The organism is Limnohabitans sp. (assembly GCF_044373035.1).
GTDB lineage: Bacteria > Pseudomonadota > Gammaproteobacteria > Burkholderiales > Burkholderiaceae_C > Limnohabitans_A.
Map to the genome: position 1 here is coordinate 1 of NZ_JBILQU010000094.1, position 11,112 is coordinate 11,112.

Annotated in this window: 11 protein-coding genes; 6 read left to right on the forward strand and 5 right to left on the reverse strand. The window is 60.0% G+C overall.

Annotated elements, in window-relative coordinates:
• A partial coding sequence (locus ACIQ47_RS12470; RefSeq protein WP_396438417.1) for a peroxidase family protein occupies positions 1-394 on the forward strand: 394 nt, incomplete at its 5' end.
• Positions 395-476: 82 nt separating this feature from the next.
• On the opposite strand, the gene selD is transcribed toward ACIQ47_RS12470, so the two are convergent.
• Positions 477-2,843, reverse strand: a complete 2,367-nt coding sequence (selD, locus tag ACIQ47_RS12475; protein ID WP_396438418.1) for a selenide, water dikinase SelD — start codon at positions 2,841-2,843, stop codon at positions 477-479.
• The gene (gene senB, locus ACIQ47_RS12480; protein ID WP_396438419.1) at positions 2,844-3,824 is read right to left on the reverse strand and encodes a selenoneine biosynthesis selenosugar synthase SenB; all 981 of its coding nucleotides are present in this window, start codon (positions 3,822-3,824) and stop codon (positions 2,844-2,846) included.
• Positions 3,825-3,897: 73 nt separating this feature from the next.
• Here senB and senA point away from each other — a divergent pair, with 73 nt between their 5' ends.
• Positions 3,898-5,046, forward strand: coding sequence for a selenoneine synthase SenA (senA, locus tag ACIQ47_RS12485; protein WP_396438420.1), 1,149 nt, complete (start codon positions 3,898-3,900; stop codon positions 5,044-5,046).
• Positions 5,047-5,050: 4 nt separating this feature from the next.
• Here the strand turns inward: senA and ACIQ47_RS12490 are convergent, their stop codons facing one another.
• Together ACIQ47_RS12490 and ACIQ47_RS12495 are read right to left on the reverse strand one after the other, a co-directional pair.
• Positions 5,051-6,064: a Gfo/Idh/MocA family protein gene (locus ACIQ47_RS12490; protein WP_396438421.1), complete on the reverse strand. Its 1,014-nt coding sequence runs from the start codon at positions 6,062-6,064 to the stop codon at positions 5,051-5,053.
• The gene (locus tag ACIQ47_RS12495; protein ID WP_396438422.1) at positions 6,064-6,960 is read right to left on the reverse strand and encodes an NAD(P)-dependent oxidoreductase; all 897 of its coding nucleotides are present in this window, start codon (positions 6,958-6,960) and stop codon (positions 6,064-6,066) included. The genes ACIQ47_RS12490 and ACIQ47_RS12495 overlap by 1 nt, the downstream gene beginning before the upstream one ends.
• Before the next feature lie 262 nt (positions 6,961-7,222).
• On the opposite strand from ACIQ47_RS12495, the gene ACIQ47_RS12500 reads away from it, so the two are divergent.
• From ACIQ47_RS12500 to ACIQ47_RS12515, 4 genes are all read left to right on the forward strand, one after another.
• Entirely contained in the window at positions 7,223-8,212 is a 990-nt protein-coding gene (locus ACIQ47_RS12500; protein ID WP_396438423.1) for a TRAP transporter substrate-binding protein, read from the forward strand.
• A gap of 67 nt (positions 8,213-8,279) precedes the next feature.
• Positions 8,280-8,771 carry a TRAP transporter small permease gene (locus ACIQ47_RS12505; protein ID WP_396438424.1) on the forward strand — a complete coding sequence of 164 codons (492 nt, stop codon included), beginning with the start codon at positions 8,280-8,282 and terminating at the stop codon, positions 8,769-8,771.
• Between the two features lie 23 nt (positions 8,772-8,794).
• Positions 8,795-10,087 carry a TRAP transporter large permease gene (locus ACIQ47_RS12510; RefSeq protein WP_396438426.1) on the forward strand — a complete coding sequence of 431 codons (1,293 nt, stop codon included), beginning with the start codon at positions 8,795-8,797 and terminating at the stop codon, positions 10,085-10,087.
• A 14-nt stretch (positions 10,088-10,101) separates the two neighbouring features.
• Positions 10,102-10,950 (forward strand): TauD/TfdA dioxygenase family protein, encoded by an 849-nt coding sequence (locus ACIQ47_RS12515; protein ID WP_396438425.1) that lies wholly within the window; start codon positions 10,102-10,104, stop codon positions 10,948-10,950.
• A 3-nt stretch (positions 10,951-10,953) separates the two neighbouring features.
• Here the strand turns inward: ACIQ47_RS12515 and ACIQ47_RS12520 are convergent.
• Positions 10,954-11,112, reverse strand: a 159-nt coding sequence (locus ACIQ47_RS12520) for an SDR family oxidoreductase (protein ID WP_396438427.1), incomplete at its 5' end; no start/stop codon positions are given.

Consider the following 11,112-nt stretch of genomic DNA (forward strand, 5'->3'; position numbering starts at 1 on the left):
CTTGCTCGACCGCGCACAACTCATGGGCCTCACGGCGAGCGAGATGACCGTGTTGGTGGGTGGCATGCGTGTGCTGGGTGTCAACCACGGCGGCTCCAAGCATGGCGTGTTCACCGACCGTGTGGGCGTGTTGAGCAACGACTTTTTTGTAGCGCTGACCGACATGGCTTACCAGTGGAAACCCACGGGCAAAAACTCGTACGACATTTGCAACCGCCAAACAGGCCAGGCGAAGTGGACGGCTTCCCGCGTGGACTTGGTGTTTGGCTCCAACTCGGTCTTGCGCGCTTACGCCGAGGTGTATGCCCAAGACGACAACCGCGAGAAGTTTGCACGCGACTTTGTGGCCGCATGGACCAAGGTCATGAACGCTGACCGATACGACTTGGGCTGATCAAGTGGCGCATTGACGGGGTGGCTCATGAGCCACCCCGTTTTTTTTGGGCGATGGGCATCGACAGGCCCGGCGCATCGCCTCAGGTTTTCAGCAGCACCGGCTCGATGTCCTCGCCTTGCGCGGTGATGCGGCCGATGATGGCGGTGTGCGGGTAGCCTGCGGCCTTGAGCGCTTGCACACAAGCCGCCGCTTGCGCTGCGGGCACGCTGGCCAACAGGCCACCTGCGGTTTGTGGGTCAAACAACAGGGGATAGCGCGGGTCGTTGATGAACTCATCGGCGTTGCGCAGGGCACGACGCAGGCGCACATTGGCCGGCTGCAAAGAGCTGACAATGCCTGCTTGCACGCAGTCCACCGCGCCATCCAGCAGGGGCAGGGTGCTCATGTTCAGTTCGGCATCCACACCCGATGGCCGTGTCATCTCGACCAGGTGGCCCAGCAGGCCAAAGCCCGTCAGGTCAGTGCAGGCGGTGGCCCCGTGTTGGTGCAAAATTTTGGCACCGGCCTGGTTGGATTGCACCATCGACTGCAATGCCGCCGCGATCCAGCGCCCCTTGGCCGCATAACGCGCGTGCGCGGCGAACAAGGTGCCGGTCCCCATCGGCTTGGTCAGCAGCAGCACATCGCCCGGCTGCATGCCGCCCTTGCGCATCACGCCGTTCATGTTGTCGTCGATCAGGCCGTTGATGGCAAAGCCCAAGGCCAGCTCGGCGCCTTCGCCCGTGTGACCGCCCACCAGGGCGCAGCCTGCGGCGTTCAGCACTTCAATGGCGCCGCTCATCATTTGGGTCAGCAGGTCTTCGACTTTGCGCTCTAGGCCTGGCGGCACGGTGACCACGGCGGTGGCCGTTTGTGGCTCGGCTCCCATGGCAAAAATATCACCCAGCGCGTGGTTGGCCGCCACCTTGCCGAACAAATAGGGGTCGTCGATGAAGGCCCGGAAAAAGTCCACCGTCTGCACCACGGCCATGCCCGGCGGCACGCGCACCACGGCCGCATCGTCGGGCGAATGCAGGCCGATCAACACATCCGGCCGCTCGACCGGATGCAAGCTGCCCAGTGCTCGGGACAAAATGTTAGCGCCTACTTTGGCGCCGCAGCCCCCGCAGCGCATGGCGATGGCCGAGATGGCTTGCAGTGATTCTTCGCTCGTCAGTGTCAGGCGCGTGCTGGGGGCCTTGCCTTGGGCCTGGATGTCTTTGAGCAGTTGGCCCATGGCTTGCACGGCTTCTCGGACGTTGGCACCGGGTTGGGCGGGGCCGCCCGCTCCCGGCATGGCAGGGAACTCGGTGAAGCGGCGCATGAATTCCCGGTCAATGCGGTCCTTCCAGCGCCAAATCCAGGCCCCTGCAAAGCCCAGCGGTCCGCGAGAGGCCACGGCAAAGCGGTTGCCGGTCGAAATGAGCGCCAGCCAGTGGCGTTGCGGGTCGTAGGCCAGCAGCTTTTGGCCGCGCAGGCTGCGGCGCAAGTTCTCGGCCAAGGGCTTGGCCATGCGCACGGCAAACACGCCGGCTTTTTCTAATGGGCGCTCCACAAATGAGGCGATGTCACCCGCTGCAAACACCAGCGGGTCATTCAGGGATTGCAGTTGGGGGTGCACCAGGATGAAGCCGTTTTTGTCCAAAGCCAGTCCGGTGCTCTGCAGCCATTCGGGGCCGCCGGCTTGGGTGACCCACATGGCTTCGTCGGCATCAAAGGTGCGGCCGTCGCGCGTGTGCAGACAGCCGGGCGAGACCTGCACCACCTCGGCATGGGTGTGCACGGCGACGTTGCGCTCTTGCAAAACCTTGGCAAAGTGCGCGCGCACGCCCGGGTTGTGCGTAGGCAAAATGTGTTCGCCTGAAGTCAGCAGCACAAATTGCAGGTCTTCTGGGTTGCGCACCATGGCCCTGAATTCGTTGCGCAAGCGGTACTGCATGGACAACACCAGTTCAACGCCACCCGCGCCTGCTCCGACCACGGCAATCGTCATGGGGCCTCGGTGCGCGGGCCATTGACGGGCCTTGTCCATCAGGGCCAACCAACGCTGGTTGAACTGCGCAATGGGCTTGACCGGCACGGCCAGCGCCTGTGCGCCATCGACCTGCCGCATCTGCGGGGTCGAGCCGATGTTGACCGACAACAGGTCGTACGGCACGGACGGTCGGTTTTTGCAAATGACTCTTTGGGTCTTGCGGTCGATGCTGATCACGGCATCATGGACCAGGCGTGCACCCGCAAAGGCGCAGAGGCGACCCAGGTCGATGTGCACCTCGTCAAAGCTGTAGTGGCCCGAAATGTAGCCGGGCAACATGCCCGAGTAAGGCGTGTCAATGTCGGTGCAGATCAAGGTGATGCGCACGCCCGGCTCGGGCTTCATGGCGAACATGCGCAGCACGCCCACGTGGCTGTGGCCGCCGCCGACCAGCACCAGATCGCGCAGCACGGGTTGATTGGAAGATTGCATTCAAAGGGTCCAGAGGTCTTGCACCCAGCGGTGCAAGGCGGCGCGTTCGGCCTGCGGTTCAAACAAGGGTGCGCGCAAAGCGCACTGATGCTGCAAGTGTGCCACCAGAGAACGACCGGTTTGTGGTGATCGGCACGCCAGCAGCAAATCGACCAAAGTTTTGGCGTTGCCCGGCTCAAACAGGCCGGCGTAATTCTCGCCCAGCAGGCCCACATTGCCGTCGATGCGCGAGGCCAGCACGGGGGTGCCGCTGCAAATCGCCTCCATCAGCACATGTGCGCCGCCTTCCATCCGGCTGCAATGCACCAGCAGGTGGGCGCGCTGGATGCGCTGCAGGGTTTGCGCGTGGGGCACAGCCCCTAACCAGCGGTAATGTGGGCACTGCGCCTGCGTGTCTTGCGCGGCTTGGCCCAGCGCTGGGTCGAGCGCTGCACCGATGTGGTCGATCAGCACGCCAGCGTCTGGCGGCAACAAGCGCGCAGCCGCCATCAGGGTCAGCGGGTCTTTTTCTTCGCGCAAATGGCCCACCATCACCACGCGCAAGTGGCGTGTGGTTTTGGGCAAAGTCTGGCGCGTGCCGGTGGACTGAAAGATGACCCGCGCCTTGGCGTGGTGTGCGGGCGGCAAAGCCTTGACCCCCAATTCCTGCAGCACCACCAGCGAATGGGCCAGTGTCAAAGACTGTTGGGCCAGGGGGTCGTGGCCGATGTCGCGGTACAGGTCGGTGCCGGTGAGGACCACGCCCAAGCCGCGCTGGCCGCGCGTGGTGTGCCAGGCTTGCACCGAGTCGGCTGAGCGGCGCGCGTGCAGGGCCAGCATCACATCGTCAGGCGAGGTCAAGGCCTCAGCGTCGGGCCATTGCCGCACGATGCGGGCAGAATGCGCAGACAACAGCTGTTGCCAACGGCGCGCCGTTTGCCAGTTCCCGTTGTTGGCGTCGGCCAGGGCAGGGCTGACAATGACCACACGAAGTTTTTGCATGGGCAGTTTATACATGAGCAGCAGTACCCCAGCGGCCCCCAGGAAGACGAATCCCCACCGCTTGAATGGACCCGTGACCAACCCCTGGCGCACGGCCAACGCCGAGACCTTGGCACAAGCCCTGAGCGACACGCGCCAGCGCACGCTGGGTTTGATCCAGGCTTGGCAAGCAGCGCTGCCCGATCTGGCCGTGCCACCCCGGCCCGGCATGAACCCGCCCCTGTGGGAGTGGGGGCATATCGCCTGGTTTCAGGAATGGTGGACGGTGCGCAACCGACAGCGCGGCGAAGGCATCCGCAGTGCCTCCTTGGGCGATGGCTTTGGGCCTTCGCTCATGCCCCGTGCCGACGCGCTGTACAACTCCAGCGAGGTGGCGCACGACAGCCGCTGGTCGCTGCCGCTGCCCGACTTGCAGCACACCCAGCGCTACCTGGCCGAGGTGCTGGCGCACAGTCTGGCCCATTTGCGGGCTGCGCCCGAGTCCACGGACGAGGCGCTTTACTTTTGGCGCTTGGTTGTGCAGCACGAAGCCATGCACAACGAAGCTGCGGTGTACATGGCGCAAGACCTGGGCCTGACTTTGCCCGAAGCCTTGTACGTGGGGCGCACTCAGGCAGACATTGATCCTGTTTCGATAAGCGTTTTGCACATCCCCGGCCAAGTTTGGACCTTGGGCCACAGCGGGTCCGGTTTTGCCTTTGACAACGAATGCCAGGCCCACCCGGTGACGCTGGCCGCTTTTGAGATCGACGCGATGGCCGTGACCTGGTCGCAGTACCTGCCCTTCTTGCAGGCCACGGGCCATGCCCTCCCGCCCCATGTGCGTGGCACGCAGGGCGATTGGCAAGTGCGGCGTTTGGGCCAGTGGCGGGCGATGGACCTGAATGCGCCCGTGGTGCATGTCAATGCTGCCGATGCCCAGGCTTGGTGCGATTGGGCAGGCAGGCGTTTGCCCAACGAAGCCGAGTGGGCGTGTGCGGCGCACTCGCCCGACTTTTCATGGGGCCAGGTGTGGGAATGGACCGCCAGCGACTTCTCACCTTACCCCGGTTTTGTGGCCCATCCCTACCGCGATTATTCAGAGCCCTGGTGGCACGGCCACCGCGTGCTGCGCGGGGCATGTGCCGCCACTTCGGCGCATGTCGTGGATGTGCGCTACCGCAACTTCTTTGTGCCCGAGCGGCGCGACATCTTTGCAGGATTCCGCTCGGTCAAGCTTTGAGGTTTCAGGCGGTGGACGTCTGTCCCTTGCACAGCAGTTCGTCGATCAGCAGATGGGTTTTCAGCGCATCATCGGCGGTGACCCGAGGTGCTCGGTTTTGTTCGATCGCATCGATGAAATCGGTCAACAGCTCGCGGTGCGGTTTGTGTGAAAAATCCATCATGTTCGCGCCGCTGCCGGTGCCCCCCTCGCTGCGCACGGTCAAGGGTTCACCTTGCAAAAAGTTCACCTGCAGATCGGCGCCACTGAGCCTTGCGCTGCCCAAAGTGCCAATCACCTCGATCGTTTCCGGGAAGCCCGGATACATGGCGGTGGTGGCCATCAGGTCACCGGGTGCACCATTGCCCAAAACCAACAGTGCGCTGACGTGGTCTTCGGTTTCCATCTGGTGCAAACGGGTTTGCCGCACCACCGAAGCGGTGACCGATTTCACCCCCACCAGCGCCTGAAACAGGTTCAGGGTGTGGATGGCTTGGGTCAGCAACACACCGCCGCCGTCGCGTGCCAATGTGCCCCGGCCCAGCTCGTTGTAATAGGCCTGCGAACGCCACCACGGCACACGCACCGATGCGGCCTGGATTTCACCCAGGCGTCCTGTGTCCAGCACCTGCTGAAGGGCCACCGATGCGGGACGAAACCGGTGCTGCAGCACCACCCCTGAATGCAGTCCGCTTTGCCGGGCCAGCGCGGCCAGTTGCTCAGACCGTTCAAGATTCAACTCAAGCGGTTTTTCGAGCAAGACATGTTTGCCTGCGGCAAAGCAGCGTTGGCAGATGTCCAAGTGGGTCGACGGTGGCGTGGCCACAATGACCGCTTGGACTTTTGGGTCAGCCAAGGCCTCGTCCAAGGTGCTGACCAAGCGCACCGGGCCGGTGTAAGGCCGGATGCGATCAGGGTGAGGTTGGCGCGTGACGGCATAGCGCAGGTCAATGCGCCCGCTCAGGTCTTGCAGGCTGCGCAGGTGCGGCTGGGTGGCCGCACCCAAGCCCACCAGGGCTATGCCCAGGCGCGCACTCATCAGCGGCCCGAGCCAATCTGGACCTGGTTGATTTGCGCTTGGGCTTTGACCAGGGATGGCACCAACTCCTGTCCATAGCCCAAGGCGCAAGCAGTGACCAGACTCTGGTGCACGCTGGTGCCGACCAATGAGGGTGCTTTCACGCTTTCGGTCAGGTGCACGTAGTACCGCAAGTCTTTCGACGCGTTGTTCAGTTCGAACTTCAGGCCGGTGTAGTCGCCATCCAGTGTTTTGGCCATGGCCTGAAACAAGCCTGAGTTGACCGCGCCGGCCGACACCACGCGCACCAGTTGCCCCACATCAATGCCCGCCTTGGCGCCCACGGCAAAGGCTTCGGCTGCCGCCGTCGTGATGGCTTGGCCCAGAAAGTTGTTCAGCAGCTTGATGACATGGGCTGCGCCCATCTCACCGACGTGGAAAATATTTTCGCAATAAGCCTTGAACACGGGCTCCAGGCGGGCAAAGACTTCGGGCGACGCGCCGACCATGGTGTTGAGTTTGCCGGCTTCGGCCTCCACGGGGGTGCGCGCCAATGGGGCATCGACCAGGGTCATGCCCGCAGCCTGGCAGCGGGCCGCCAGGCGTCGCGTGGAATCGGGCTCGCTGGTGGACGCGTCGATGACGACCAAGCCCGCGCGGGCCTGACTCAGCAAGCCGGCGGGGCCTTCCAAAGCGGCCTCGACCTGAGGTGAGCCGGTCACGCAAATGATGACCGCATCACAGGCCGTCAGATCGGCATGGCGCTCTACCAGTTTGGCGCCCGCGGCCAACAGGTCTTGCAAAGGCTCGCGCCGTGAATGCGCGGTCAGGGAGACCTGAAAACCCTTGGCCAACAAATTTTTGGCGATGCCGTGGCCCATCAAACCCGAGGCCCCTATAAAACCGATGTGTTTCATGCATTTCTTTCGTGTGATGAATCAAAAAATACCCATTCCAGGTGTATCCCGGGTGGCGCACGCAAAGGCGAACATGCCCGTGCGCAAGGTGGGGTTCAAGTTATCACTCTCAGCAGTGCAGGGACCAGCGCTTGGGGACACGTTGGAGACAGCTGGGCAGATGACTCATGGTTTTCCCCAAGGCTGTTGAGGGTGCTTTGGCCTAAAGTGAAAAGAGCAACACATGGAAGCTGTTGTTCCGATCAATACAGGAGACATAGAGATGAAAATTTTGAAACCTTTGCTGGGCGTGGTGCTCTCTTCGATCATGGCCTTGAGCGCGCACGCGCAACAAGCGGCCATCACATTGCACGGCGCCTCACAGTTTGGCGACGACCATGCCTTTACCAAAACCATGGTCAAGTTCGAAGAACTGGTCAAAAAATACTATGGCAAACCTGTTAACTTTGTTTTGCACAAAAACAGCGAACTGGGTTTGGAAAAAGATTACTTTGCCTACATGAACCAAGGCAAGGCGGTGGACTTTGCGATTGTGTCGCCAGCCCACATGTCCACCTTCTCCAAAGCAGCGCCCTTCATTGATGCGCCGTTTTTGTTCAGTGACCTGAACCACTGGAACAAGGTGTTGGACCAAGACATCCTCAAGCCGATTGCCGACGAAGTGGAGCAAAAAGCCGAAGTCAAATTGATCGGTTATGCCGGCGGCGGTGTGCGCAACATCTTCTCGAACAAATCTGCCGGTAATTTGGCCGACTTGAAAAACCTTAAGGTGCGCGTGCAAGGTGCACCCATCTGGAGCCGCACCTTTGGCGCGGTGGGCATGACCCCCACAGTCATCGCTTACAACGAGGTGTACAACGCCATCCAAAACGGCGTCATTCAAGCGGGTGAAAACGAAGCCGCTGGTGTGGAAGCCATGAAGTTTTTTGAAGTGGCTCCCAACATCCTGATGACCCGCCATGCCATCACCATTCGTCCCCTGTGCTTCTCCGTCAAGACGCTGAAAAAACTGCCTGCAGACCTGCAAGCAGCGATCGTGAAGGCAGGCAAGGAGGCGGGTGCTTTTGGTCGTCAGATCGAGTCGTCTGAAGACCAGGCCAAGCTCGACAAGTACGCCAAGGAAGGCAAGCTCAAGCAGGTGCCTTTCGCACAACGCGCTGAAATGCAAAAGCTGGTGGACCCGGTCATGGCGGCTTACGCCAAAGAGGTGGGTGCTGACGCCATCTACGCCAAGATCAACTCAATGAAGTGATGTGCATCCCAGGCGGCGGCCATGCGGCTGCTGCCTTGTGTTTGACCGTGCTCCCCAGAATTTGCCCATGAATAAATTGCTGCACTTGATCGACAGTTTTCTGTCGTTTCTATTGATCTTCGTGGTGTTGTTGTTGTTGGTGCCGGTGAGCCTGCAAATTTTTTCCAGATACACCGATGTCATTCCCAGGTACATGTGGACCGAGGAAATGAGCCGATTTTTCTTTATTTGGCTCATCATGCTGGGTGCCACCTTGGGCGTGCGAGAAAAAATGCACTTTGATGTGGATTTCTTACCGAAATTGTCAGCCAAGGTTGATCGCATCCTGCTCCGCTTGTGTCAGCTTTTCATGCTGATTTTCTCCGGTGTGATTTTTTACTGGGGCATTGAGTTCACCAAATTTGGCTGGAACCAGACATCCGAGTTGGCCGATATGCCGATGTGGTGGATTTTTATTGCTTGGCCGATTTCCGGCTTCTTGTGGATTGTCTTTTTGTTGCACCACATGTTCAGCAAGTCTGTGGGCGATGAAAGCGTGAACCAGGAGTCTGTCGTTTGACCTCCGCATTGTTTTCGCCAGGAATGGCCGCGATTGTCCTCTTTGGAGGTTTCTTTTTTCTTTTGGCGATCAGGGTTCCGGTGGCCTTTGCATTGGGCTTGGCTTCTTTGCCAGTCCTGTTGCTGGAGCCTCGGCTGTCACCGATGGTCTTGTTCAATGAGACGTTCAAAACCTACAACTCCTTCATTTTGTTGGCGGTGCCGTTTTTCCTTTTGACGGCCAACTTGATGAACGGCGGCGGCATCACGGTGCGCATGATGCGATTGTCGAGAGCGTTGGTGGGCCATTTCCCAGGCGGGTTGGCGCAGGTCAACGTATTGCTTTCGGTGTTTTTTGCGGGCATCTCGGGTTCGGCCAGTGCCGATGCGGCCGGGCAAGGCAAATTGTTCATCGAGGCACAGGTCAAAGAAGGCTATGACTTGTCGTTTTCGATCGCTGTCACGGCGGTCTCGTCTGTGCTGGCGGTGATCATTCCGCCGTCCATTCTCATGGTGGTTTGGGGGGGCGTGATCTCCACCTCGATTGGTGCGATGTATTTGGCGGGCATTGTGCCGGGCGTGCTGTTGTGCTTGGCCCAAATGGCCACCGTGCACGCTTATTCGGTCAAGCGCAATTACCCGGTCTACCCGCGTGCCAACTTCACTGAAATTGTCAAATCAACGCTTGTCGCTATTCCAGCCCTGCTCACCCCTGTGATCATCGTGGGGGGCATTTTGCTGGGCTGGTTCACGGCGACCGAGTCGGCAGCGGCGGCGGTGTTGTATGCCGCAGTGCTGTCCTTGTTGTTTTACCGCGAAATGGGTTTCAAGCAGTTCATGGCTGCCGTGTTGGACACCGGAAAATTGTCGGCCGTGGCATTGTTCTGTGTGGGCACAGCCTCGGTTTTTGGCTGGCTGTTGGCCTACTACCAAATTCCCAAAGCCTTGCTGACCAATGTTCAAGCTTGGGGCATGGACGTGATTGGCGTCGGTATTTTCATTGCGGTGGCCTTCCTGATTGTGGGCTGTTTTCTGGATGCGATTCCCGCCATCATCATCGTGGGCACCACCTTGCAACCTTTGGCCCAATCGGTGGACATGCATCCTGTGCACTTTGCCATCATCGGCATTTTGTCTTTGGCCTTTGGCTTGGTCACGCCACCTTATGGCATGTGCCTCTTGATTTGTTGCGCGGTGGCCAAGGTGCCGCTCAGGTATGCCTTGAAGGACACCATGATCATGGTGGTGCCCATGTTGGTGGTGTTGTTTGCGGTGATCGTCTTTCCTGAAATTGCTTTGTTTCTTCCGCGGATCTTTTCTCCCGAAATGATCAACTGACAAAAACCCATGCCATGCCTTTATTGACGCCGTTGAGTGATGTGTTGGGCGCCCGCATCGACGGGCTGGATCTGTCCGAGCCCTTGGATGCGGGACAAAGTCAGTGGTTGGCAGATGCCTTGCATCGGCATGGCTTCATCGTGCTGAAAAACCAGTCGTTGACGCCAGCCGAAATGGTGACATTTGCCAAACAATGGGGCAGGCCATCGCCCCATGTCATTGACACTTTTCACCACCCGCAAGATGCCCACATCCTGATCCTTTCAAATGTGTTCAAGGACGGCAAGCCCACGGGGCTGGTGGATGCGGGCACGTATTTCCACACCGATTATTCTTATCTGGACGATGTGGCACGCTGCACCATCTTGCATGCCCAAGACGTGCCGCCCGCGCCCAACGGCACCACCTTTGCCAACCAGGCCAAGGCCTATGCCGACCTGCCCTCGGGCATGAAAGAAAAAATCAAAGGCTTGGTGGTCAAGCACCACTATGGCAACCGCGACAACCTGGACAAACAATCCCGAAGCGTGGCGTCTGTGCTCAACGCCGAGCAAGCCCAAAGGGTCAGTTGGGTGCGTCACCCGCTGGTCAGGCCACACCCTTTCACCGGGCAGCCCGCGCTGTATGCGGTGAGCGGCAGCTCATTTGGGATTGAGGGCATGCCCGATGACGAGGCCCTGGACTTGTTGCGCGAACTGGCGGCACATGCCACACAAGAAGCCTATTGCTACACCAACAACTACGAAAACGGCGATGTCATCGTCTGGGACAACGCTTTGCTGTTGCACAGCGCGCCCTTGATCGACCTGACCCGACCACGCACCTTGTGGCGCGTGACCGTGCTCAACCCCCAAGGTCATTGAGCATCAGGGCATGTACTGTCCGCCGTTGACCTCGATGATCTGGCCGGTCACGTAGCCCGACATCTGTTCTGAGGCCAGGTACACAAAAGCACCCGCACATTCCTCTGCTGTTCCCAACCGGTTCATGGGAATCGTGGCCCTGAAGCCTTCGAGCATTTGCGG

What these genes read in the sequence shown, in the direction of transcription:
- selD (WP_396438418.1), bottom strand. Translation starts at nt 2,843, where the DNA reads ATGCAATCTTCCAATCAACCCGTGCTGCGCGATCTGGTGCTGGTCGGC.
- senB (WP_396438419.1), bottom strand. Translation starts at nt 3,824, where the DNA reads ATGCAAAAACTTCGTGTGGTCATTGTCAGCCCTGCCCTGGCCGACGCC.
- ACIQ47_RS12490 (WP_396438421.1), bottom strand. Translation starts at nt 6,064, where the DNA reads ATGAGTGCGCGCCTGGGCATAGCCCTGGTGGGCTTGGGTGCGGCCACC.
- ACIQ47_RS12495 (WP_396438422.1), bottom strand. Translation starts at nt 6,960, where the DNA reads ATGAAACACATCGGTTTTATAGGGGCCTCGGGTTTGATGGGCCACGGC.
- ACIQ47_RS12500 (WP_396438423.1), top strand. Translation starts at nt 7,223, where the DNA reads ATGAAAATTTTGAAACCTTTGCTGGGCGTGGTGCTCTCTTCGATCATG.
- ACIQ47_RS12505 (WP_396438424.1), top strand. Translation starts at nt 8,280, where the DNA reads ATGAATAAATTGCTGCACTTGATCGACAGTTTTCTGTCGTTTCTATTG.
- ACIQ47_RS12510 (WP_396438426.1), top strand. Translation starts at nt 8,795, where the DNA reads ATGGCCGCGATTGTCCTCTTTGGAGGTTTCTTTTTTCTTTTGGCGATC.
- ACIQ47_RS12515 (WP_396438425.1), top strand. Translation starts at nt 10,102, where the DNA reads ATGCCTTTATTGACGCCGTTGAGTGATGTGTTGGGCGCCCGCATCGAC.